This window comes from Pseudomonas sp. RL, from assembly GCF_000647775.1.
GTDB classification, from domain to species: domain Bacteria; phylum Pseudomonadota; class Gammaproteobacteria; order Pseudomonadales; family Pseudomonadaceae; genus Serpens; species Serpens flexibilis.
Window position 1 is genome coordinate 14,878 of the sequence record NZ_JBOY01000008.1, and the last position, 22,307, is coordinate 37,184.

Here is a 22,307-nt window from a genome sequence, read left to right on the forward strand (position 1 = left end):
ACGCGCGGGCGCCTGCAGTCGCATCGAGGATGCCGAGATGACCGCTTTCCAGACCATCGAACTGAACAAGGATGCGCGTGGCGTGGCCACCCTGTGGCTGAACCGCGCGGACAAGCACAACGCCTTCGACGCCCGGGTGATCGCCGAACTGAACGCGGCGCTGGCCGAGGTGGGGGATGACGCGAGCATCCGCTTCCTGGTGCTGCGTGGGCGCGGCAAGCACTTTTCCGCCGGCGCCGACCTGGGCTGGATGCGCGAATCGGCGCGGCTCGATTACCAGGCCAACCTGGACGACGCCCACCAGCTCGGCGAGCTGATGCAGCGCCTCCACCAGCTGCCGCAGCCGACCCTGGCCGTGGTGCAGGGCGCGGCGTTCGGCGGCGCGCTGGGGCTGATCGCCTGCTGCGACATGGCCATCGGCGCCAGCGACGCGCTGTTCTGCCTGTCGGAGGTGCGCATCGGCCTGGCCCCGGCAGTGATCAGCCCGTTCGTGGTCAAGGCCATCGGCGAGCGCGCCACCCGGCGCTACGCGCTGACCGCCGAGCGCTTCGACGGCACCCGCGCCCGCGAGCTCGGCCTGCTCGCCGAGACCTATCCGGCCGCCGAACTGGACGCCGCCCTCGAGCGCTGGGTCGACAACCTGCTGCTCAACAGCCCGCAGGCGCTCAGGGCCTGCAAGGCGCTGTTGCTGGAGGTCGGCGATGGCGATTACGACGCCGCGCTGCGCCAGACCACCGAACAGGCCATCGCCCGCCTGCGCACCAGCCCGGAAGGCCAGGAGGGCCTGAGCGCCTTCCTGGAGAAACGCACCCCCGCCTGGCAGGAGAACCAGCCATGAACCGTTCCATCGATACCCTGCTGGTGGCCAACCGTGGCGAGATCGCCTGCCGGGTGATGCGTACCGCCAAGGCCCTGGGCCTGACCACCGTCGCCGTTCACAGCGCCGTCGACGCCAGCGCCCGTCACGCCCGCGAGGCGGATATCCGCATCGACCTGGGCGGCGCCAAGCCGGCCGACAGCTACCTGCGCATCGACAAGCTGATCGACGCGGCGAAAGCCAGCGGCGCCCAGGCCATCCACCCCGGCTACGGCTTTCTCTCGGAAAATGCCGAGTTCGCCCGCGCCATCGAACAGGCCGGGCTGATCTTCCTCGGCCCGCCCGCCTCGGCCATCGACGCCATGGGCAGCAAGTCCGCGGCCAAGGCGCTGATGGAAGCCGCCGGCGTGCCGCTGGTGCCGGGCTACCACGGCGAGGCCCAGGACCTGGAAACCTTCCGCGCCGCCGCCGAGGTGATCGGCTATCCGGTGCTGCTCAAGGCCACCGCCGGTGGTGGCGGCAAGGGCATGAAGGTGGTCGAGCGCGAGGCGGACCTGGCCGAGGCGCTGGCTTCCGCACAGCGCGAGGCGCAATCCTCGTTCGGCGATTCGCGCATGCTGGTGGAGAAGTACGTGCTCAAGCCGCGCCACGTGGAGATCCAGGTATTCGCCGACATGCACGGCAACTGCCTGTACCTGAACGAGCGCGACTGCTCGATCCAGCGTCGTCACCAGAAGGTGGTCGAGGAAGCCCCGGCGCCCGGCATGACCCCGGCGCTGCGCCGCGCCATGGGCGAAGCGGCGGTGAAGGCCGCCCAGGCGATCGGCTATGTCGGCGCCGGCACCGTGGAATTCCTGCTCGATGCCCGTGGCGAGTTCTTCTTCATGGAGATGAACACCCGCCTGCAGGTGGAACACCCGGTCACCGAGGCCATCACCGGCCTCGACCTGGTGGCCTGGCAGATCCGCGTCGCCCGGGGCGAGCCGCTGCCGATCAGCCAGGAACAGGTGCCGCTGCGCGGCCACGCCATCGAGGTGCGCCTGTACGCCGAGGACCCGGACAACGATTTCCTGCCGGCCACCGGCACCCTCGACCTGTACCGCGAAGCCGCCGCCGGCCCGGGCCGCCGCGTCGACAGCGGCGTCGCCGAGGGCGACACGGTGTCGCCGTTCTACGATCCGATGCTCGGCAAGCTGATCGCCTGGGGCGAGAACCGCGAGGAAGCGCGCCAGCGCCTGCTGGCCATGCTCGACGAAACCGCGGTCGGCGGCGTGCGCACCAACCTGGCCTTCCTGCGCCGGGTGGTCGGCCACCGCGCCTTCGCCGAGGCCGAACTGGACACCGGCTTCATCCCGCGCCACGAGCGCGAGCTGCTGCGTCCGGCCGGCGAGCTGTCCGAGGCCTTCTGGCAGCAGGCGGCCGAGTGTTTCGTTCGCAGCGCGGCCGCCCGCGTGCGCGACGACGACGCGCATTCGCCGTGGTCCCGGCGCGACGGGCTGCGCTTCGGCCTGCCGGCGCAGATCAGCCTGCACCTGCAATGCAACGGCGAAAGCCGCCGGTTGACGGTCGATCCGACAGCGCAGCCGTCCGGCATCCGCGCCCCCAGGGCGATCCGCCAGGGCGAGGCGCTGTATCTGCAATGGAACGGCGAGTGGCTGGCGGTCACCGCCTTCGACCCGATCGCCGAAGCCGAGGCCAGCCACCCGCAGCACGGCGGGCTGACCGCGCCGATGAACGGCAGCATCGTGCGCGTGCTGGTCGAGGCCGGGCAGCGGGTCGAGGCCGGCACCGCGCTGATCGTGCTGGAGGCGATGAAGATGGAGCACAGCATCCGCAGCGCCCAGGCCGGCGTGGTCAAGCGCCTGTTCTGCAGCGAGGGCGAGATGGTCAGCGAAGGCGCGGTGCTGCTGGAGATGGAGGAGGCCTGAACCCAGGCGGACAAGGCTGCGCCGTTGTCCACCCTACGCCCGAACGCAACACCGTAGGGTGGAAAACTCGCGCAGCGATTTTCCACCGATACACGCAACGGCGTCGCCATTACCCCTGGAGGATTCATATGAGCCTGCCCAAACAGGTCCGTCTGGTCGAAGTCGGCCCGCGTGACGGTCTGCAGAACGAGCGCCAGCCGATTAGCGTGGCCGACAAGGTACGCCTGGTGAACGACCTGAGCGCCGCCGGCCTGTCCCATATCGAGGTCGGCAGCTTCGTGTCGCCCAAGTGGGTGCCGCAGATGGCCGGCTCGGCCGAGGTGTTCGCGCAGATCGAGCGCAAGGCCGGCGTCACCTACGCGGCGTTGACGCCGAACCTGCAGGGTCTGGAAGCGGCCATCGCGGCCGGGGTGCGGGAAGTCGCGGTGTTCGCCGCCGCGTCCGAGGCCTTCTCGCAGAAGAACATCAACTGCTCGATCGCCGAGAGCCTTGCGCGCTTCGCGCCGCTGCTGGAGGCCGCGCGCGCGCGGGACATCCGCGTGCGCGGCTACGTGTCCTGCGTGCTCGGCTGCCCCTACGAGGGCGAGGTGGCGCCGGGCAAGGTCGCCGAGGTGGCCGGCGAGCTGCATGCCATGGGCTGCTACGAGATCTCGCTGGGCGACACCATCGGCACCGGCACGCCGGGCAAGGCCCGCACGCTGTTCGACACCGTGGCCCGCGCCGTGCCTCGCGAGCGGCTGGCCGGACATTTCCACGACACCTACGGCCAGGCGCTGGCGAACATCTATGCCAGCCTGCTGGAAGGCATCGCGGTATTCGACAGCTCGGTCGCCGGGCTCGGCGGGTGTCCCTATGCCAAGGGCGCCAGCGGCAACGTGGCCAGCGAGGACGTGCTGTACCTGCTCGATGGCCTGGGCATTCACACCGGCGTGGAACTGCCGGCGCTGATCGCGGCCGGCCAGCGCATCAGCGAGGTGCTGGGCCGGCCAAATGGCTCGCGGGTGGCGCGGGCGCGTCTGGCGCAATGACACAGATGCCAACAAGGCGGCCGCATGTGCATAAAATAGCCCGCCGGCCGGGGGCTCCCTGCCAGGCACCTCCAACGAGTAGTGGAATCACCATGTCCAAACAGACCTACCGGATTTCCGACCTGGCCAATGAGCTGGATATCACCACGCGGGCCATCCGCTTCTACGAGGAACAGGGCCTGCTGTCGCCGACCCGGCGCGGCCAGGAGCGCATCTACTCGGCCAAGGATCGCGTCGCGCTCAAGCTGATCCTGCGCGGCAAGCGCATCGGCTTCTCGCTGGCCGAATGCAAGACACTGATCGAGCTGTACGACCCCCAGGCCGGCAACCAGAAGCAGCTCAATATCATGCTCGGCATGATTGCCGAGCGCCGACAGCAGCTCGAGCAGCAGTTGCTGGACATCCAGCAGATGCAGCTCGAACTGGACACCGCCGAAGAGCGCTGCCGCTCGGCCCTGCAAGCGCTGCAGGAGAAGCGCTGAGCAACAGCGCTCGCGCCGCCGCTACACCTGCCCCAATACCTCCTGGCTCAACCATTCCTTCACCGTCTGCATGTGCACCTGCTCCTGCTGGAGCGCCTTGCCGAAGGAGTTGGCGATGTCGCCCTGGCCGGAGGCGTTGGCCAGGTCGATGAGCAGTTCCCAGCCGGCGTTGTCGCTGAGCTCGGCGGTGAGCAAGGCGTTGAGGCATTGGGCGAGGCTGGTGCGCGGGTCGGCGATGGTTTCCATCACGCCCATGTTGATGCAGCCGGCCACGTCGGCGCAGGGGGTCATGGCGGTGGGGTCGGCGCCCAGTTTCTCCATGGCGGCGGTAACCAGGCCCAGGTGCTCGGCCTCTTCCTGGCGAAAGTGCTGCAGGGTCTGCAGCATCGCTTTGTCCAGCGTGTCGATGGCCTTGGCCTTGGCCAGCAGGGCGTCATAGAGGCGCACGCCGCCGCGCTCGAAGGCCAAGCGCTCGCCGAGCTTGTCGATCAGCACTTCCGGGCTGACGCCGACCAGCTTGTTGACCGCCGTTTTCAGCATGCCCTTGGCCGATCCGGGAACCGGCACCGAGCCGATGGAGTCGGCCTTCGCCGCTTCCCGGGTGCGCACCAGGGCGAGTTTTTCCGGGCCGCCCGGTACGTCTGGCGGTACCTCGCGGGTGGCCTTGAGTTGCGCTTCGCTATCCTTGGGCGACATCTGCGCGCCGGTGACGTTGTGTCCCATCTTGACTGCGGTCTGCATGGTGAGGTCCTCAGGAGGCTTTCTTCAGACTGAGTTCGGTTCCCGGCGTCCATTGGTAGCCGGCGGATACGGTTTCCGAGGCGACGCCATCGGCGTGCAGCTGCTTGCGGTAGTCCTTGCTGGCCTTGCCCTCGTCCTTGCGATCGACGAACTGGTGGCCTTTGGCGCGCAGGTCGATTTCCGCGGCCAGGGTCTTGCGCACGAACTCGCGCTGGCTCTTGAACTCGATGAGCCTGGGAACCGAGCCCTGGAGCACTTCGGCCGGGTCGCGCCCCTCGTGCTTCTTGAACAGCTCGCTGACCAGGTTCAGGTGGCCCAGCTCGTAGTCGACGAAGCGTTCCCAGATCGCCTTGATGCGCGGGTTCTCCTCCTGCTCCATGCAGCTGTGGTAGGCATAGATTTCCATGGCCTCGTGGATCAGCCATTTCTCCAGGAAGCTTTCATCCGGGTCCTGCAGCGAGCCGTACTGGGTGACGTGCTGCTCCTCCACCGAGGCGATCTCGGCGTACAGCTGGCGGGCCAGCGGATCGGAGAAGGTCGGCCCGATGGTCATGTAGTAGTCGTGGGTCTGGTATTCGGCGGCAGTGATCATCGCCGCGTGGATCTTGGTGATCAGCGCGGCGCTGTCGCGCTGGTAGGAGTCCCGCAGGTCGTCTTCCGGGGCGCGATGGTGATCGGTGGTCGGCCGGCTGGGGATAATGTCGGTGTAGCCCTGCAGGATGTTGTTGGCGTCCTTGCCCTCCAGGCGGTCGAGCATCGCCGAGTAGCGATACAGGTGGTCGAAATCCTCCAGCAGGCCGAAGCGGTAAGTCTGCGCCTGGTAAGGATCGGGCTCGGTCTGCGCCACGGCGGCGGTGACCTCGATGGCCACCTGTTCGTAGGCGACCGTGGTTTCCAGCGGGGAGTGGTCGGCCGAGAGCAGCCAGTTGACCATGGTCGCCTGGTGCTGCTCGGCGCGTCTTACCTGGGCGAGGGCTTCGCGCAGCGGGCCATGGAACCGCGCGCCGATGTTCTTCAGGCGCAACGCATCCATCTCGATGCCGTTCATGAGGATGATGCGCACCCGGGTGAAGGCATCGTCATCAAGCTTGCTGATGGGCCTGGTCGCCATTTCCCGCCAGGTGAATTTCTGTTTGGCCAGGGGCGTACCCTTGCCGTCGAACAGGCTGGTCAGGGTATCCATTCGTACCTCCGGTTTGTCAGGGAGCCGCCGTGAGGGGCACCTTTCCCTGATTCAGCCGCGGGGAGGGAGTTGCAGCCATTCGATGGGCGGCACTCGCGGCCGGCCAGGCGCTCCATCTGTCCTCTTTCCTGAACACCCCGGGGCACCACCGGCTCTCAGAAGCTCACCTGCATCGGGAGGCGCGAAGCAATGGCTACCCCACAAGAAAACCTGCTCGACTGGCTGCGCGATGCGCATGCCATGGAACAACAGGCCGAGACAATGCTCACCTCCCAGGTCGAGCGGCTGGAGCATTACCCGGAGCTGCGTGCCCGCATTCAGCAGCACCTGGAAGAAACCCACCACCAGCGGGCCCAGCTGGAAACCTGTCTGCAGCGTCTGGGCAGCAGCCCGTCCACGCTCAAGGACATTTCCGGCAAGGTCATGGCCTTCGGGCAGGGCATGGTCGGCATGATGATGAGTGACGAGGTCATCAAGGGCGCCATGAGCGGCTACGTGTTCGAGAACATGGAAATCGCCTCGTACACCGTGTTGATCGAAGCCGCGAAGGTCGCCCAGGACACCGAGACCCACCGGGTCTGCGAGGCGATCCTGCAGCAGGAAATCGCCATGTCCGACTGGCTGCGCCAGCATCTGCCGGAACTCACCCAGGCCTTCCTGCGCCGTTCCGCAGCACCGGAAACGGAGGCCAAGCGCTAGGCCGGAGGACATCGCCGTCAGGGATGACGACCGAAACCGTCACTGCCTGTTCACGGCGGCATGCTTATACTGGCGGCGCACGGACAAGGAGAAACGGCATGTATCACGGTGAACGCTTCAACGCCTGGAGCCACCTGGCCGGGGCCCTGCTGGCCCTGACCGGCTCGGTGTGGCTGATCGTGCTCAGCAGCCTGGATGGCGATCCCTGGAAGATCGTCGGGGTGTCCATCTACGGCGCCACGCTGCTGCTGCTCTACACCATCTCGACCGTCTACCACAGCGTGCGCGGACGGGCGAAGCGCATCCTGCGCAAGCTGGACCACCTGTCCATCTATCTGCTGATCGCCGGCAGCTACACGCCCTTCTGCCTGGTAACGCTGAATGGCGCCTGGGGCTGGACGCTGTTCGGCATCGTCTGGGGTCTGGCGATCATCGGCATGCTGCAGGAGATCAAGCCACGCTCGGAAGCCCGCGTCCTGTCGCTGGTGATCTACGCGGTGATGGGCTGGATCGTGCTGATTGCCATCGGCCCGCTGCTGCGCAACCTGGGCGGCGAAGGCTTCGCCTGGCTGCTGGCCGGCGGCGTGGTGTATACGGCGGGCATCGTGTTCTTCGTCTACGACACACGCTTTCGCCACTGGCACGGCATCTGGCACCTGTTCGTGGTCGGTGGCAGCTCGCTGCACTTCGTGGCCATTGGCGGATATGTGATCTAGTTCCTTGCATGAAGTGACCCGCATCGCTCCCGCCGCGATGCTCTGGCACGCTATTTCCCGCCGCTTTCCCGTAGAATGCTTCGCGCATGCGCAGCCCCCGGTGCGCATAACCTGACTTCCATTCGCGGAGCATCGATGCCCATGTCCATCCTGTCCCAGCTGCGAAACCTTGCGGCCAGCGCCAGCCTCGCCCTGCTGGCAGCGCCGGCGATTGCCGCCGCCCCGTCCGCCGATCTCAAGCCGGAGAGCGGTACCGTCAAACTCGGCATGCAACCCTGGCTGGGCTATGGCCAGTGGTATGTCGCCGACGAGCAAGGCCACTTTGCCGCCAATGGTCTGCAGGGGGTGGAGCTGATCAACTTCAACGAAGACAAGGACATGAACGCGGCGCTGGCCAGCGGGCGCATCGACGCCGGCAACCTGGCCACCCACACCGCCATGGCCATGGTCTCCGCCGGCCTGCCGGTGAAGATCGTCATGCTGCTGGACCAGAGCACCAGCGCCGATGCGCTGATCGTCGATCCGTCCATCAAGACCCTGGCCGATCTCAAGGGCAAGGCCGTGGCCTACGAGGAAGGCACCACCAGCGACATCCTGCTGCACAGCGCGCTGGCCAAGGCCGGCATGACCCTGGCGGATATCCGCCCGGTACCGATGCCCGCCTCCTCGGCCGGCAGTGCGCTGATCGCCGGCCAGGTGCCGGCCGCCGTCACCTACGAGCCGTACCTGAGCGTGGCCGCCCAGCAAAATCCGAACATCCGAACCCTGTACCAGGGCTCCGACGATCCGGGCCTGATCAGCGACGTGCTGGTGGTGCGCGACGAGATGCTGCAGAAACGTCCCGGCCAGGTACTGGCGCTGCTGCGCAGCTGGGAAGCGGCCTACCGCTTCTACCAGGCCAACCCGCAACAGGGCCAGGCGATCATCGCCCGTGGTGTCGGCGCCAGCGCCGACGAGCTGGACAGCGCGTTCGCCGGGGTGAAGTTCTACTCGCTGGCCGACAACCAGCGCGACCTGCAGGTGCAGGGCGAGTTCATCAACACCAGCATGCGCCACATCACCAAGGCCGCCGGCGACGCCGGCCTGCTGCCGCAACCGGTATCTCCTGCCCAACTGCTCGACACGCGATTCGTCGAAGCCCTGAAGTGAGCCCCCGCACCGCCCCGCCGGACTGCGGGGCGGTGTTCTCGACATGACTCAACGCTCCTCCCTGTTCACCATCGGCCAGCCCCCCGGCCGCCGCAGCTACTGGCTGATCGGGCTCGGCGTCTTCGTCCTGCTCGGACTGGCCTGGTACCTGTCCACCGCCTCGGGCCTGGTGCCCAGGCTGTTCCTGCCGGCCCCGGCGGACGTCCTGGCCCGCATGCTGTCGCTGGCAGCCGACGGCACCCTGTGGGCCGACCTGAAGGTCAGCCTGTACCGCATCGGCGTGGCCTTCCTGATCTCCTCGGCCATGAGCATCGTCATCGGCACCCTGGCCGGTTGCTACGGCTTCTGGAAGGCGGCCAGCGAGCCGCTGGTGGACTTCATCCGCTACATGCCGGTGGTGGCCTTCGTGCCGCTGACCATCCTCTGGGCCGGCACCAGCGATGTGCAGAAATTCCTGATCATCTGGATCGGCACTTTCTTCCAGCAGGTGCTGATGATCATGGACGCGGTCAAGCGCGTGCCGCCGGACTTCATCGGCCTGGGCCGCACCTTGGGCATGCGCGATCCGGCCATCCTGCTGCGCATCGTGCTGCCCAGCGCCCTGCCCGGCATCTGGGATGCCCTGCGCATCAGCCTCGGCTGGGCCTGGACCTGGCTGGTCCTGGCCGAGCTGGTGGCGGCGACTTCCGGCCTGGGCTACCGCATCACCGTCTCGCAGCGCTTCTTCCAGACCGACACCATCATCGGCTACATCCTGCTGCTGGGCCTGCTGGGGCTGGTCACCGACCAGCTGATGCGCGCCGCAGAGCGCGTGCTGTTCCGCTACAACCGGAGACGTCGCTGATGGCCACCCTGGAAATCCGTGGACTCAACAAGAGCTTCCCCCACGGCCGTGAGCAACGTCAGGTGCTGCGCGACATCGAGCTGACCCTGCACGACAACGAATTCGTCTCGCTGGTCGGCACCTCCGGCTGTGGCAAGAGCACGCTGCTGTCGATCGCAGCCGGCCTGGAAGGCTTCGACAGCGGCCAGGTGCTGGTGGATGGCGAGGCGATTCGCGGCGCCGGCCTGGACCGCGGCGTGGTGTTCCAGTCCTACACCCTGCTGCCCTGGTTGAACGCGCGGGAGAACATCGAGTTCGCCCTCAAGGCCGCGGGTCGCACCCGTGGCGAGTGCCGGCGCATCGCCGACGAGCACTTGCAACTGGTGGGCCTGAACGATTACGCCGAGGCCTACCCGAACGAGCTGTCCGGCGGCATGAAGCAGCGCGTGGCCATCGCCCGGGCGCTATCCTACCGGCCGAAGATCCTGCTGATGGACGAGCCCTTCGGCGCGCTGGACGCCATGACCCGCCATCAGATGCAGGAGTTGCTGACGCGCATCTGGGAGCATCATCGCCTGACGGTGATGTTCGTCACCCACGACATCGAGGAGGCGGTCTACCTGTCCGACCGCATCGTGGTGATGGGCCGTGGCCCGGGGCACATCAAGGCCAGCTTCCCCGTCGAACTGGGCCGCCCGCGCCACGAGGAGATGGCGACCAGCACCGCCTTCATCGCGCTGCAGCGCCAGGTCCTCAAGGCGATTCGCGAGGACGAGCGCCAGCCCTAGCGGAGTCGCCCATGAAGATCGTCATCGCCCCGGACTCGTTCAAGGAAAGCCTCGCCGCCGCACAGGTGGCCGAGGCCATCGCGCGAGGCTGGCGAGCGGTGTTCCCGGACGCCGAGTGCCTGCTGCGACCGATGGCCGACGGTGGCGAAGGCACGGTGGACGCGGTGCTGGCGGCATTGGGTGGCGAACGGCGCACCTGCACGGTCAGCGGCCCGCTGGGCACGCCCGTCGAGGCCCATTGGGGCTGGCTCGCGGACGACACCGCAGTGATCGAGATGGCGGCCGCCAGTGGTCTGCATCAGGTGCCCCCGGAGCAGCGCGACATCCTGCGTGCCTGCAGCGCGGGGACCGGTGAGCTGATTCGCCAGGCCCTGGACGCCGGCGCGCAGCGCATCATCCTCGGTCTGGGCGGCAGCGCCACCAACGATGGCGGCGCCGGCCTGCTGCGCGCCCTGGGTGTGCGTCTGCTGGACAGCGCCGGGCAGGCGCTGGCGCCCGGTGGCGCGGCGCTGGCCCAACTGGCGGAAATCGATCTGTCCGGGCTGGACCCGCGCCTTGCCCAGGTGGCGGTGCTGGTCGCGGCGGACGTGGACAACCCGCTGTGCGGCCCGCACGGTGCCTCCGCGGTGTTCGGCCCGCAGAAAGGTGCCAGCCCGGAGCAGGTTTGCCTGCTGGATGCGGCGCTCGCCCATTACGCCGCGCGGATGGCTGCCGCGCTGGGCACGGATCATTCGACCGAGCCGGGTGCGGGCGCGGCCGGCGGTTTGGGCTTTGCGGCGCGCGCCCTGCTGGGTGCCCGCTTCCGACCCGGCATCGAGGTGGTCGCCGAGCTCTGCGGCCTGGCCGACGCCATGCAGGGTGCTGCGCTGGTGATCACCGGCGAGGGTCGCCTGGATGCGCAGACCCTGCACGGCAAGACCCCGCTGGGCGTGGCCCGTATCGCCCGCGCCGCCAGCGTGCCGGTGATCGCCCTGGCCGGCAGCCTGGGCGAGGGCTACCAGCGCCTGTACACCGCCGGCATCACCGCGGCCTTCAGCCTGGTGCCCGGCCCGACCACGCTGGAGCAGGCCTGCACCGATGCGGCCGGTCTGCTGCAGGCCCGCGCCACCGATATTGCCCGACTCTGGCAGGCTGCCCGCCACTGACGCATCCGGGCCACTCCATGGCCCGCTGAGGCACTCTGTCACGCACTCGCACTGCTCCGCTCCGAGCCGAGCGGATACCATGTCGCCCGCCGGCAATCCCCATTCCAGACGCCGGCGCACGCTGGATGTCGAGGAGTCGAACATGACACAGAGGGTTTGGGACCTGCCGCTGCGGCTGTTTCACTGGTTGCTGGTGCTGAGCGTGACGGGTGCGATCGCGACAGGCTTGGCCGGCGGCAACTGGATGAGCTGGCACGCCGATCTGGGCATGCTCGTCGCCGGCCTGCTGGTGTTCCGCCTGCTCTGGGGCCTGCTGGGCTCCACCTATGCCCGCTGGAGCGCCATCGTCAGCGCGCCGCTCGCGATGGGCCGCTACCTGCGCGGCGAATGGCGCGAGCCGGGTCACAACCCGCTGGGCGCGCTGTCCGTGCTGGCCCTGATCGCGGTGCTGATCGCCCAGACGGCAACCGGTCTGCTGGCCTATGACGACATCGCCCTGCGTGGCCCGCTGGCCCGCCTGGTGGACACCGAAACCAGCCTGTGGCTGACCGACATCCACCGCCAGCTGAAGAACCTGCTGATGCTGCTGGTCGGGCTGCATATCCTGGCCATCCTGGCGTATCAGCTGCGGGGCAAGAAACTGGTGCAGGCCATGCTGCATGGCCGTGACACGGAGATGGCACCGGAACAGGCCGCCCGTGGCGGCAGCCTGGTTGCGTTCCTGTTCGCCCTGCTCATCAGCCTGGCGGCGGTCTGGGCGCTGCAGCAGGCGCCACAGTGGCTGGAACCGCCGAAACCGGCCACCCCGCCGCCGGCGTTGAGCTGGTAACGCGGTCGGCGCTTTTTCCGGCCGCCGCAACCTGCACGGGACATCCCAAACAAAAAGGCCGATCGAATGATCGGCCTTTTGCGTAACGCTGCGTTCCGCTTACTTGGCGCGGAAGTTGTCATGGCAGGCCTTGCAGCCGGCACCGACGTCACCGAAGGCCTTGCGGATGCGCGCCTGGTCGCCGCTGGCGGCTTCGCTGGCCAGGGTGTTGGCGGCCTGCACGAACTGGCCGCCGATCTGGCCGGCCTTTTCCAGGTTCTGGAAGAATTCGGGCTTCAGGCGGGTCTTCACCGGGGCCTTGCCCTGCACGCTGTCCGGGCTGTACAGCGCGCCCATGCCGGAGTTGGCCAACGCGGCGATGGCGTTGGCGGAAGCCTGCACCTGGGCGGCGTCGAACGGCACGCTGCCGTCGATGACCTGAGCCTTGATCTTGCCCATGTTCCAGGACATGAACTGGTAACCGGCCTTGCGGTACTGGATCTGGTCCTCAACGCTCAGTTGGGCGTTGGCGGTCAGGCTGGCGGCGGCGAGTACGGCACTCAGGCTGCCGATGACAAGAGCTTTCACGGTGTTCTCCTTTTGGGTAACAGCACGACCCCATGGTCGAAGCGCCAATGGTCGCCTTCCGTCGGGTTGGACACAACCTTCACCTTCGATACCCAGGGGCGTATGGAAACACCCTGCAATAAAAAACCCCGTGGCTTTCGCCACGGGGTTCGCCCGTTTGCACGCAGGCATTTTTTCTTTGTGATCAGCCCTGACGGATCAGGTGATCGAAAGCGCTTAGAGAAGCCTTGGCGCCCTCGCCGACCGCAATCACGATCTGCTTGTACGGCACGGTGGTGACGTCGCCGGCGGCGAACACACCGGGGATGTTGGTCTGGCCCTTGGCGTCGACCACGATCTCGCCGAAGCGGTTCAGCTCGACGGTGCCCTTCAGCCAGTCGCTGTTGGGCAGCAGGCCGATCTGCACGAAGATGCCTTCCAGCTCGACGGTGTGCAGCTGCTCGGTAGTGCGGTCCTTGTAGACCAGGCCGGTCACCTTCTGGCCATCGCCCAGCACCTCGGTGGTCTGCGCCAGGGTGTGGATGGTGACGTTCGGCAGGCTGCGCACCTTGGCCTGCAGCACGGCGTCGGCACGCATGCTTTCACCGAACTCCAGCAGGGTCACGTGGGACACGATGCCGGCCAGGTCGATGGCAGCTTCGACGCCGGAGTTGCCGCCGCCAATCACCGCCACGCGCTTGCCCTTGAACAGCGGGCCGTCGCAGTGCGGGCAGAAGCACACGCCCTTGGCCTTGTACTCGGCCTCGCCCGGCACGTTCATTTCGCGCCAGCGGGCACCGGTGGAGAGGATCACGGTCTTGGCCTGCAGGCGGCCGCCGTTCTCGAATTCCACGGTGTGCAGGCCGTCGGCGCCGGCCGGAATCAGCTTGCTGGCGCGCTGCAGGTTCATGATGTCCACGTCGTACTGCTTGACGTGCTCTTCCAGGGCGCGGGCCAGCTTCGGACCCTCGGTCTCCTTCACGGAGATGAAGTTCTCGATGGACATGGTGTCCAGCACCTGGCCGCCGAAGCGCTCGGCCGCCACGCCGGTACGGATGCCCTTGCGCGCCGCATACACGGCGGCGGAAGCACCCGCCGGGCCGCCACCGACCACCAGCACGTCGAAGGCGTCCTTGGCGTTCATGGTGTCGGCGGCGCGGGAGGCGGCGCCGGTGTCCAGCTTGGCGAGGATCTGCGCGACGTCCATGCGGCCCTGGCCGAACACTTCGCCGTTCAGGTAGATGCTGGGGACGGACATCACCTGGCGGCTTTCGACTTCGTCCTGGAACAGCGCGCCGTCGATGGCGACGTGGCGGATGTTCGGGTTCAGCACGGCCATCAGGTTCAGCGCCTGAACGACATCCGGGCAGTTCTGGCAGGACAGGGAGAAATAGGTCTCGAAGTTGAATTCGCCTTGCAGACCCTTGATCTGTTCGATGACGTCCTGGCTTTCCTTGGACGGATGGCCGCCGACCTGCAGCAGGGCCAGCACCAGGGACGTGAATTCGTGGCCCATCGGCAGACCGGCGAAGGTCAGGCTGATGTTGCCGTTGATGCGGTTCAGGGAGAACGAGGGCTTGCGGGCATCGTTGCCGTCGGTGCGCAGGCTGATCTTGTCGCTCAGACCGGCGATGTCCTGCAGCAGGCCCAGCATCTCCTGGGACTTCGCGCCATCATCGAGGGACGCGACGATCTCGAACGGCTGGGTGACCTTTTCGAGGTAGGCCTTCAACTGGGTTTTAAGATTGGCGTCCAACATGGTGTGCGGTACCCCGTGTAATAAATTCCGGAAACAAAACGCCCGGGCGGATCGCGCCCGGGCGTCGGGCTAGAGGGGAGCCGGTAAAAACTCCCGTAGCGTAAAACGGATGGCAAAGCAGGTCAGCGAAGCCGAGGCAAGGCGCAATCAGGCGAGGGCGCGGAGTTTACGAGCTGTAAATGAGCAGCCCGAGCCTGATTGCAACGCCGCATCGGCGATGCTGAGCGGCTTTGCCGCCGTTTTTAGATCTTGCCAACCAGATCCAGGGACGGAGCCAGAGTGGCTTCGCCTTCCTTCCACTTGGCCGGGCAGACTTCGCCCGGGTGGGAGGCGACGTACTGGGCGGCCTTGACCTTGCGCAGCAGGTCGGAAGCGTCACGGCCGATGCCTTCGGCGGTGATTTCCACGGCCTGGATGATGCCTTCCGGGTCAACGATGAAGGTACCGCGGTTGGCCAGGCCCTGGTCTTCGCGCAGGACTTCGAAGTTGCGGCTGATCTGCATGGTCGGGTCGCCGATCATGGTGTACTGGATCTTGCCGATGGTTTCGGAGCTGTCGTGCCAGGCCTTGTGGGTGAAATGGGTGTCGGTGGACACGGAGTAGATCTCGACGCCCAGCTTCTGGAACTCGGCGTAGTGGTCAGCCACGTCGCCCAGCTCGGTCGGGCAGACGAAGGTGAAGTCGGCCGGGTAGAAGAAGAAGACGGCCCACTTGCCCTTCAGGTCGGCTTCGGTGACTTCGATGAACTTGCCCTGCTTGAACGCTTGAGCTTTGAACGGCTTGATCTGGGTGTTGATAACGGACATTCACTGACTCCTTGGAGGGTGGGTTGCAACGTTTGGATGGGGGCCATCTTAGCCGATTGCCCCACAAGCACTAATTTATTAACTAAATCCTGCTAATAGACTCAGCCAATAACGGCCATCTCATAAAGGATGGGGACAGTCGTCCGACCCTTCAAGCGCTCCGTCCGTCGCGCTTGAACCGCGCCGGCGTTCCGGCGACCCTATGGCCTTGCCGAATCACACCAAGCCGCATGACCCAACCTTCCGTTTCCTCGAACAGGCCGCGCTGGCGCAACCTGGGCATCCTCGCCCTGCTGCTGGCCCTGCTGCTCTGGCCGCTGCATGAGCTTGCCGAACGCTATTACAGCGCGCGTCTGGCCGAGCAGAACCGCCAGACGCTGGACCTCTACGTCGCCAATCTGCTGGGCACGCTGCGCAGCTACGAAACCCTGCCGGGCATACTTGGCAACCTGCCGGTGCTGCGTAATGCGCTGCTGAGCCCGAGCAACAGCGCCTCGCTGGAGCTGGCGAACCACCAGTTGATGCGCCTCAAGCATCAGACCGGCGCGGACGTGATCTACCTGATGCGCGCCGACGGACTGACCATCGCCTCTTCCAACTGGGACCAGCCGGACTCGTTCGTCGGCCGCAACTTCGCCTTCCGCCCCTACTTCCTGGAAGCCATGGACGGGCGCCTGGGACGTTTCTTCGGCCTGGGCAACACCTCCGGCAAGCGCGGCTACTACTTCGGCCAGGCCATCGAGCATGGCCGCGAACGCGTCGGCGTGCTGGTGGTGAAGCTGGACCTGGACCGCACCGAAACCCTGTGGGGCAATTCACCGGAGCGCCTGCTGGTGACCGACAGCCAGGGCGTGGCGATTCTCACCTCCTACCCCGGCTGGCGCTTTCGCACCACGCGGCCGCTGCGTGCCGAGGAGCAAGAGGCCATCGCCCTGCATCGGCCCTACCCGACCCTCGACCTGCAGCAGCTCGAGCTGGACCCGGTGCTCTGGCTGCAGCAGAGCCGCCAGCTGGACGAGATCGGCTGGACGGTAAGCATCCTGACCCCCGCCAGCCAGCTGGATCGCCCGGTACAGAGCATCCTGGCCGGGGGCGGCATCGCCCTGCTGGCGATCCTCGCCCTCTACGGCCTGTGGCTGCAGCGCCAGCGTCACTACCTGGATCGCATCGCACTGAGCACCCGCGCACAGCGCGAGCTGGAGGCGCGGGTGCTGGAGCGCACCCGAGACCTGGAGAGCCTCAACAGCCGCCTCAAGCAGGAAGTGCTGGAGCGCGAGCAGGCCCAGCAGGAGTTGGTGCGCGCCCAGGACGAGCTGGTGCAGGCCGGCAAGCTGTCGGCGCTGGGCACCATGAGCGCCAGCATCAGCCATGAACTCAACCAGCCGCTGGCGGCGATCCGCAGCTACGCCGACAACGCCCGCATCCTGCTCGAGCATCAGCGCCACGACGAGGTGAATGCCAACCTGCAGCAGATCAGCGCGCTGACCGCCCGCGCCGCGTCGATCATTGCCCACCTGCGTGCCTTCGCCCGCCGCGATCGGCATGCCCCGGAGAGCATGGCGCTGCAGCCGGCGCTGGACGACGCCCTGGCCCTGCACGCCCAGCGCCGCCGCACCCTGGACGTCGAGCTGATCCGCGACCTGCCGGATGCGCCGCTGTGGGTGCAGGCCGGCGAGACCCGCCTGCGCCAGGTGCTCAGCAACCTGATTGCCAACGCCCTTGACGCCCTCGCCGAGCGACCACTGCCCCGCAAGCTGTGGATCGCCGCACGCCATGATGAACAGGGCGTGTCCCTGAGCCTGCGCGACAACGGCCGTGGTTTCAGCCAGGAGGCGCTGAATCATGCGCTGGAGCCGTTCTTCACTACCAAGACCAGCACCCAGGGCCTCGGCCTGGGCCTGGCGATCTGTGACAGCCTGATGCGCGCGTTGGGCGGCGAGCTGCAGATCGGCAATCATCCCGAGGGTGGCGCGCAGCTGATCCTGCACCTGCGCCTGGCCGAACCCGGAACCAACCCCTATCCGCCGGAGGATCTGTCCGCATGAGTCCGGAAGCCGCCATCGACAACCAGATCCAGGTCCTGCTGATCGACGACGACCCCCACCTGCGCTTGGCCCTTAGCCAGACCCTGGACCTGGCCGGCCTCAGGGTGCTGGCCCTGGACAACGCGCAAGGCGTCGCCGCGCGCCTGGGTCGCGACTGGCCGGGCGTGGTGGTCAGCGACATCCGCATGCCCGGCCTGGATGGCCTGCAGCTGCTGGCGCAGATCCACGAGCGCGACCCGGAGCTGCCGGTGCTGCTGATCACCGGCCACGGCGATGTGCCGCTGGCCGTGCAGGCCATGCGCGCCGGCGCCTACGACTTCCTGGAGAAGCCCTTCGCCAGCGAACAGCTGCTGGAGAGCGTGCGCCGCGCCCTCGACCTGCGCCGCCTGGTGCTGGACAACCGCAGCCTGCGCCTGGCCCTGGCCGACCGCCAGCAGCTGGACGTGCGACTGCTTGGCCGCTCACCGGTGATGCAGCGCCTGCGCGACCAGATCGCCGCGCTGGCCGCCACCTCCGCCGACGTGCTGATCCTCGGCGAAACCGGCGCCGGCAAGGAAGTGGTGGCGCGCGCCCTGCACGACTTGTCCGCCCGCCGCGACGGCCCGTTCGTGGCCATCAACGCCGGCGCGCTGGCCGAGTCGGTGGTGGAAAGCGAGCTGTTCGGCCACGAGGCTGGCGCCTTTACCGGCGCCGCCAAGCGGCGCATCGGCAAGTTCGAGCACGCCAGCGGCGGCACCCTGTTCCTCGATGAGATCGAGAGCATGAGCCTGGACGTACAGGTCAAGCTGCTGCGCCTGCTGCAGGAGCGTGTAGTGGAACGCATGGGCTCCAACCAACTGATTCCCCTGGATATCCGGGTCATCGCCGCCACCAAGGAAGACCTGCGCCAGGCGGCGGACCAGGGGCGCTTCCGCGCCGACCTCTATTACCGCCTGAACGTCGCGCCGCTGAAGATCGCCCCGCTGCGTGAGCGTGGCGAGGATGCCCTGCTGCTGTTCGAGCATTACGCCAGCGCCGCCAGCCAGCGCCATGGCCTGCCGGTGGTACCGCTCAGCGCCGCGCAGCGCGCCCAGCTGCTGCGCCACACCTGGCCGGGCAACGTGCGGGAGCTGCAGAACACCGCGGAGCGCTTCGCCCTCGGCCTGGGCCTGGGCCTGGAGGTCGAGACACCGGGGCCGGCGACCGGCACGCCGGGCGGCCTCAGCGAACAGGTGGAAGCCTTCGAGCGCGCGCTGATCGCGGCCGAACTGGCGCGTCCGCACAATTCTCTGCGCAGCCTGGCCGAAGCGCTGGGCATTCCACGCAAGACGCTGCACGATAAGCTTCGCAAGCACGGCCTGGCAGTTCACGACGCTGGCGGGAATCCGCCAGAAGCTCTCGACTGACCGGCGGAAACCCGCCAAAAGTCGCCTGTCATGCAGCCTGCGCCGCCTTCCCTGTAGTCCGCCCGCAGGGGCACTACAGGATTGCGGGTATTTGGCATACCAATTGCTAGTCGCCTTGTCGCCGTTTTCGGTCCAAGCTCTGCCCGTGTTCGCGTCGAGAAGTTCCAACAACCAGACGCGAGCATGGCTGACCGAGTTCAGCGTCATCGCCTAGCGATACACACAACAAAGAGGATGTACCCAACCATGTTCAAGCTAACTGCCAAGGCTGTCGCCTGCGCACTGTCCCTGAGCGTCGCCGGGCTGGTCCACGCGGCCGATCCGATCACCATCAAGTTCTCCCACGTCGTGGCGGAAAACACCCCGAAGGGTCAGGGCGCGCTGATGTTCAAGCGTCTGGCCGAAGAGCGCCTGCCGGGCAAGGTGAAGGTCGAGGTCTACCCGAACTCCTCGCTGTACGGTGACGGCAAGGAAATGGAAGCGCTGCTGCTGGGTGACGTACACATCATCGCCCCGTCGCTGGCCAAGTTCGAGCACTACTCCAAGGCCATCCAGATCTTCGACCTGCCGTTCCTGTTCGACGACATCGAAGCCGTTGACCGCTTCCAGAAGAGCGAAGGCGGCCAGAAGCTGCTGGCTTCCATGCAGGACAAGGGCATCACCGGCCTGGGCTACTGGCACAACGGCCTGAAGCAGCTGTCCGCCAACAAGAAGCTGGTCGAGCCGAAGGACGCCCGCGGCCTGAAGTTCCGCGTACAGGCTTCCGCCGTGCTGGACGAGCAGTTCAAGGCGCTGAAGGCCAACCCGCGCAAGATGAGCTTCGCCGAGGTCTACCAGGGCCTGCAGACCGGCGTGGTCAACGGTGCCGAGAACCCGTACTCGAACATCTACTCGCAGAAGATGCACGAAGTGCAGAAGTACATCACCGAGTCCAACCACGGCCTGCTGGACTACATGGTGATCACCAACACCAAGTTCTGGGAAGGCCTGCCGGCTGACGTGCGCACCGAACTGCGCAGCATCATGGACGAGGTGAGCGTCGAGGTTAACCGCCTGGCCTACGAGCTGAACGAAGGCGACAAGCAGCGCATCCTGGCTGCCGGCACCACCGAAATCATCACCCTGACTCCCGAGCAGCGTGCCAAGTGGCGTGAAGCCATGCAGCCGGTGTGGAAGAAGTTCGAAGGCGAAATCGGCGCCGACCTGATCAAGGCCGCCCAGGCCTCCAACCAGAAGTAAGCCTTCTGGCCCAGCGGGCACGCTTCGGCGTGCCCGCTCCGATGCCGCGGGACCTGCGGTAATAACAAGACTGAAAACTGCCAGGTACGGCTTCTGGTCGCTCTCGCGACGTTTGTTCAACCCATCGGGAGATGTCATCCATGAACGCCCTGCGGCGCATCTGGGACCACTTCGAGGAGATGTTCATCGCATTTCTCCTCGGCGCCATGACGCTGGTGACCTTCGTCTATGTCGCGCTCAACAACCTGTACACCATGTTCTACTGGTTCGCCGAGAAAATGCCGAGCCTGGAAGACTTTTGGTTCAATGTCGGCGACGCCATCCTGTCCATGGCCCAGGCCATGACCTGGAGCAACGCGCTGACCAAGGCGCTGTTCGCCTGGCTGATCTTCTTCGGCATCGCCTACGGCGTGCGCACCGCCGGCCATATCGGCGTCGACGCCATCGTCAAGCTGTTCAAGCACAAGACCCAGCGCGCCATCGGCATCGTTGCCTGCCTGATCTGCCTGGGCTATGCCGGCCTGCTGGCCGAGTCCAGCATGGAGTGGGTGGCCACCCTGATGAAGGCGCAGATCGGCGCCGAGGATCTGGGCCACTTCGGCATCATGCAGTGGCACATCGCACTGATCGTGCCGCTGGGTTTCACCCTGTGTTTCATCCGCTTCTTTGAAATCTTCGTGCGCATCCTGCGCGGCCAGCAGACCGGCCTGGGCCTGGCTGACGAGGCCGCCGAAGCGGCACATCTGGCACAGCACGACGACACCGAGGAGCGCAAGTAATGTCCATCCTGTTCCTGTTCGCCGTCCTCTTCGCGCTGATGTTCGTCGGCGTGCCGATCGCCGTGTCCCTCGGCCTGGCCGGCTCGCTCACCATCATGATCTTCAGCGAGGACTCGGTCCGTTCGCTGGCCATCAAACTGTTCGAAACGTCCGAGCACTACACCCTGCTGGCCATTCCGTTCTTCCTCCTGGCCGGCGCCTTCATGACCACCGGTGGCGTGGCCCGCCGCTTGATCGACTTCGCCAACGCCTGCGTCGGCCACATCCGTGGCGGCCTGGCCATCGGCGCAGTGCTGGCGTGCATGCTGTTCGCCGCACTGTCCGGCTCCTCGCCGGCCACCGTGGCCGCCGTGGGCTCCATCGCCATCGCCGGCATGGTGCGCTCCGGTTATCCACAGGCGTTCGGCGCCGGCATCGTCACCAACGCCGGCACCCTGGGCATCCTGATTCCGCCGTCGGTGGTGATGGTGGTGTACGCCGCCGCCACCGAACAGTCGGTGGGCAAGCTGTTCGTCGCCGGCGTGATCCCCGGCGCCCTGCTCGGCCTGGCGCTGATGGTGGCCATCTACATCGTCGCGGTGAAGAAGAACCTGCCGGCCATGCCTCGCGCTTCGCTGCGCCAGTGGCTGAGCACCGGCCGCAAGGCGCTGTGGGGCCTGCTGCTGATGGTGATCATCCTCGGCGGCATCTACTCCGGCATGTTCACCCCCACTGAAGCCGCCGCCGTGGCCGCCGTCTACTCGGCGTTCATCGCGATCTTCGTGTACAAGGACCTGACGATCAAACAGGTCCCGCAGGTGATCCTGGAGTCCGGCAAGCTGAGCATCATGCTGATGTTCATCATCGCCAACGCCATGCTGTTCGCCCACGTGCTGACCACCGAGCAGATTCCGCAGCAGATCACCGCCTGGGTGGTCGAGCTGGGCCTGCAGCCCTGGCAGTTCCTGCTGGTGGTTAACATCGTGCTGCTGATCGCCGGCGCCTTCATGGAGCCGTCCGCGGTGATCCTGATCCTGGCGCCCATCCTGTTCCCCATCGCCGTGGAGCTGGGCATCGATCCGATCCACCTGGGCATCATCATGGTGGTGAACATGGAGATCGGCCTGATCACGCCACCGGTGGGCCTCAACCTGTTCGTCACCTCGGCGGTGACCGGCATGACCGTACCGCAGGTGATCCGCGCCGCCATGCCCTGGCTGTGCCTGCTGCTGGTCTTCCTGGTGATCATCACCTACGTGCCGGCCGTCTCCCTGGCGCTGCCGAACTGGCTGGGCATGCCGTAAGGCGCTTCACCCTCTCCCCAGCCCCTCTCCCATCAGGGGAGAGGGGAAACCCAACCGAAAGCCCGGCCCCGCGCCGGGCTTTCGCGTTTCTGCCGCCCGGCGGGGAACTCCGACCAATGGGTGACATCCGTGACTTC

21 protein-coding genes are annotated in these 22,307 nt (G+C 66.7%); 16 read left to right on the forward strand and 5 right to left on the reverse strand.

Annotated elements, in window-relative coordinates:
• Positions 1-37 precede the first annotated feature (37 nt).
• From AS93_RS0102265 to AS93_RS0102280, 4 genes are all read left to right on the forward strand, one after another.
• The gene (locus tag AS93_RS0102265) at positions 38-838 is read left to right on the forward strand and encodes a gamma-carboxygeranoyl-CoA hydratase (RefSeq protein ID WP_027589070.1); all 801 of its coding nucleotides are present in this window, start codon (positions 38-40) and stop codon (positions 836-838) included.
• Positions 835-2,745: an acetyl/propionyl/methylcrotonyl-CoA carboxylase subunit alpha gene (locus AS93_RS0102270; RefSeq protein WP_027589071.1), complete on the forward strand. Its 1,911-nt coding sequence runs from the start codon at positions 835-837 to the stop codon at positions 2,743-2,745. Before AS93_RS0102265 ends, AS93_RS0102270 begins: the two co-directional genes overlap by 4 nt.
• Before the next feature lie 128 nt (positions 2,746-2,873).
• A complete protein-coding gene (locus AS93_RS0102275; protein ID WP_027589072.1) occupies positions 2,874-3,773 on the forward strand; it encodes a hydroxymethylglutaryl-CoA lyase in 900 nt (299 codons plus the stop codon).
• A gap of 92 nt (positions 3,774-3,865) precedes the next feature.
• On the forward strand, positions 3,866-4,255 hold the full coding sequence (locus AS93_RS0102280) for a MerR family DNA-binding transcriptional regulator (protein WP_027589073.1): 390 nt from the start codon (positions 3,866-3,868) through the stop codon (positions 4,253-4,255).
• Positions 4,256-4,276: 21 nt separating this feature from the next.
• On the opposite strand, the gene AS93_RS0102285 is transcribed toward AS93_RS0102280, so the two are convergent.
• Positions 4,277-4,996: a ferritin-like domain-containing protein gene (locus tag AS93_RS0102285; protein ID WP_027589074.1), complete on the reverse strand. Its 720-nt coding sequence runs from the start codon at positions 4,994-4,996 to the stop codon at positions 4,277-4,279.
• Positions 4,997-5,006: 10 nt separating this feature from the next.
• Complete coding sequence (locus tag AS93_RS0102290; RefSeq protein WP_027589075.1) at positions 5,007-6,179, reverse strand: hypothetical protein; 1,173 nt, start codon at positions 6,177-6,179, stop codon at positions 5,007-5,009.
• Between the two features lie 189 nt (positions 6,180-6,368).
• Here AS93_RS0102290 and AS93_RS0102295 point away from each other — a divergent pair, with 189 nt between their 5' ends.
• The 7 genes from AS93_RS0102295 to AS93_RS0102325 all read left to right on the forward strand — a co-directional run bounded on the left by AS93_RS0102295 (position 6,369) and on the right by AS93_RS0102325 (position 12,328).
• A complete protein-coding gene (locus AS93_RS0102295) occupies positions 6,369-6,878 on the forward strand; it encodes a demethoxyubiquinone hydroxylase family protein (protein ID WP_027589076.1) in 510 nt (169 codons plus the stop codon).
• Positions 6,879-6,976: 98 nt separating this feature from the next.
• Positions 6,977-7,594 carry a hemolysin III family protein gene (locus AS93_RS0102300; protein ID WP_027589077.1) on the forward strand — a complete coding sequence of 206 codons (618 nt, stop codon included), beginning with the start codon at positions 6,977-6,979 and terminating at the stop codon, positions 7,592-7,594.
• Between the two features lie 135 nt (positions 7,595-7,729).
• The gene (locus AS93_RS0102305; protein WP_027589078.1) at positions 7,730-8,743 is read left to right on the forward strand and encodes an ABC transporter substrate-binding protein; all 1,014 of its coding nucleotides are present in this window, start codon (positions 7,730-7,732) and stop codon (positions 8,741-8,743) included.
• Positions 8,744-8,786: 43 nt separating this feature from the next.
• A complete protein-coding gene (locus AS93_RS0102310; RefSeq protein ID WP_027589079.1) occupies positions 8,787-9,587 on the forward strand; it encodes an ABC transporter permease in 801 nt (266 codons plus the stop codon).
• Positions 9,587-10,354 (forward strand): ABC transporter ATP-binding protein, encoded by a 768-nt coding sequence (locus tag AS93_RS0102315; protein WP_027589080.1) that lies wholly within the window; start codon positions 9,587-9,589, stop codon positions 10,352-10,354. The genes AS93_RS0102310 and AS93_RS0102315 overlap by 1 nt, the downstream gene beginning before the upstream one ends.
• Before the next feature lie 11 nt (positions 10,355-10,365).
• Positions 10,366-11,499: a glycerate kinase gene (locus AS93_RS0102320; protein WP_027589081.1), complete on the forward strand. Its 1,134-nt coding sequence runs from the start codon at positions 10,366-10,368 to the stop codon at positions 11,497-11,499.
• Between the two features lie 142 nt (positions 11,500-11,641).
• Complete coding sequence (locus AS93_RS0102325) at positions 11,642-12,328, forward strand: cytochrome b/b6 domain-containing protein (protein ID WP_027589082.1); 687 nt, start codon at positions 11,642-11,644, stop codon at positions 12,326-12,328.
• A 99-nt stretch (positions 12,329-12,427) separates the two neighbouring features.
• On the opposite strand, the gene AS93_RS0102330 is transcribed toward AS93_RS0102325, so the two are convergent.
• The 3 genes from AS93_RS0102330 to ahpC form a co-directional block, all read right to left on the reverse strand.
• Entirely contained in the window at positions 12,428-12,895 is a 468-nt protein-coding gene (locus tag AS93_RS0102330; RefSeq protein ID WP_027589083.1) for a cytochrome c, read from the reverse strand.
• A gap of 184 nt (positions 12,896-13,079) precedes the next feature.
• Positions 13,080-14,633, reverse strand: coding sequence for an alkyl hydroperoxide reductase subunit F (gene ahpF, locus AS93_RS0102335; protein WP_027589084.1), 1,554 nt, complete (start codon positions 14,631-14,633; stop codon positions 13,080-13,082).
• Between the two features lie 242 nt (positions 14,634-14,875).
• Positions 14,876-15,439: an alkyl hydroperoxide reductase subunit C gene (ahpC, locus tag AS93_RS0102340; RefSeq protein ID WP_027589085.1), complete on the reverse strand. Its 564-nt coding sequence runs from the start codon at positions 15,437-15,439 to the stop codon at positions 14,876-14,878.
• A gap of 230 nt (positions 15,440-15,669) precedes the next feature.
• On the opposite strand from ahpC, the gene AS93_RS0102345 reads away from it, so the two are divergent.
• From AS93_RS0102345 to dctM, 5 genes are all read left to right on the forward strand, one after another.
• Positions 15,670-17,484, forward strand: a complete 1,815-nt coding sequence (locus AS93_RS0102345) for an ATP-binding protein (RefSeq protein ID WP_027589086.1) — start codon at positions 15,670-15,672, stop codon at positions 17,482-17,484.
• Positions 17,481-18,869, forward strand: coding sequence for a sigma-54 dependent transcriptional regulator (locus tag AS93_RS0102350; protein WP_027589087.1), 1,389 nt, complete (start codon positions 17,481-17,483; stop codon positions 18,867-18,869). Before AS93_RS0102345 ends, AS93_RS0102350 begins: the two co-directional genes overlap by 4 nt.
• A gap of 246 nt (positions 18,870-19,115) precedes the next feature.
• Entirely contained in the window at positions 19,116-20,108 is a 993-nt protein-coding gene (gene dctP / locus AS93_RS0102355) for a C4-dicarboxylate TRAP substrate-binding protein DctP (protein WP_027589088.1), read from the forward strand.
• A gap of 140 nt (positions 20,109-20,248) precedes the next feature.
• A complete protein-coding gene (locus AS93_RS0102360; RefSeq protein WP_027589089.1) occupies positions 20,249-20,887 on the forward strand; it encodes a TRAP transporter small permease in 639 nt (212 codons plus the stop codon).
• Positions 20,887-22,170, forward strand: coding sequence for a C4-dicarboxylate TRAP transporter large permease protein DctM (gene dctM / locus AS93_RS0102365; protein WP_027589090.1), 1,284 nt, complete (start codon positions 20,887-20,889; stop codon positions 22,168-22,170). The genes AS93_RS0102360 and dctM overlap by 1 nt, the downstream gene beginning before the upstream one ends.
• Positions 22,171-22,307: the final 137 nt, after the last annotated feature.

Excerpts from the sequence above, each read along its gene's own strand:
- AS93_RS0102320 (WP_027589081.1), top strand. The coding sequence starts at position 10,366 with ATGAAGATCGTCATCGCCCCGGACTCGTTCAAGGAAAGCCTCGCCGCC.
- AS93_RS0102300 (WP_027589077.1), top strand. The coding sequence starts at position 6,977 with ATGTATCACGGTGAACGCTTCAACGCCTGGAGCCACCTGGCCGGGGCC.
- AS93_RS0102315 (WP_027589080.1), top strand. The coding sequence starts at position 9,587 with ATGGCCACCCTGGAAATCCGTGGACTCAACAAGAGCTTCCCCCACGGC.
- AS93_RS0102285 (WP_027589074.1), bottom strand. The coding sequence starts at position 4,996 with ATGCAGACCGCAGTCAAGATGGGACACAACGTCACCGGCGCGCAGATG.
- AS93_RS0102360 (WP_027589089.1), top strand. The coding sequence starts at position 20,249 with ATGAACGCCCTGCGGCGCATCTGGGACCACTTCGAGGAGATGTTCATC.
- AS93_RS0102280 (WP_027589073.1), top strand. The coding sequence starts at position 3,866 with ATGTCCAAACAGACCTACCGGATTTCCGACCTGGCCAATGAGCTGGAT.
- AS93_RS0102270 (WP_027589071.1), top strand. The coding sequence starts at position 835 with ATGAACCGTTCCATCGATACCCTGCTGGTGGCCAACCGTGGCGAGATC.
- AS93_RS0102350 (WP_027589087.1), top strand. The coding sequence starts at position 17,481 with ATGAGTCCGGAAGCCGCCATCGACAACCAGATCCAGGTCCTGCTGATC.
- AS93_RS0102310 (WP_027589079.1), top strand. The coding sequence starts at position 8,787 with ATGACTCAACGCTCCTCCCTGTTCACCATCGGCCAGCCCCCCGGCCGC.
- ahpC (WP_027589085.1), bottom strand. The coding sequence starts at position 15,439 with ATGTCCGTTATCAACACCCAGATCAAGCCGTTCAAAGCTCAAGCGTTC.
- AS93_RS0102305 (WP_027589078.1), top strand. The coding sequence starts at position 7,730 with ATGCCCATGTCCATCCTGTCCCAGCTGCGAAACCTTGCGGCCAGCGCC.
- dctP (WP_027589088.1), top strand. The coding sequence starts at position 19,116 with ATGTTCAAGCTAACTGCCAAGGCTGTCGCCTGCGCACTGTCCCTGAGC.
- ahpF (WP_027589084.1), bottom strand. The coding sequence starts at position 14,633 with ATGTTGGACGCCAATCTTAAAACCCAGTTGAAGGCCTACCTCGAAAAG.
- AS93_RS0102290 (WP_027589075.1), bottom strand. The coding sequence starts at position 6,179 with ATGGATACCCTGACCAGCCTGTTCGACGGCAAGGGTACGCCCCTGGCC.
- AS93_RS0102265 (WP_027589070.1), top strand. The coding sequence starts at position 38 with ATGACCGCTTTCCAGACCATCGAACTGAACAAGGATGCGCGTGGCGTG.
- AS93_RS0102345 (WP_027589086.1), top strand. The coding sequence starts at position 15,670 with ATGACCCAACCTTCCGTTTCCTCGAACAGGCCGCGCTGGCGCAACCTG.
- AS93_RS0102325 (WP_027589082.1), top strand. The coding sequence starts at position 11,642 with ATGACACAGAGGGTTTGGGACCTGCCGCTGCGGCTGTTTCACTGGTTG.
- AS93_RS0102275 (WP_027589072.1), top strand. The coding sequence starts at position 2,874 with ATGAGCCTGCCCAAACAGGTCCGTCTGGTCGAAGTCGGCCCGCGTGAC.
- AS93_RS0102295 (WP_027589076.1), top strand. The coding sequence starts at position 6,369 with ATGGCTACCCCACAAGAAAACCTGCTCGACTGGCTGCGCGATGCGCAT.
- dctM (WP_027589090.1), top strand. The coding sequence starts at position 20,887 with ATGTCCATCCTGTTCCTGTTCGCCGTCCTCTTCGCGCTGATGTTCGTC.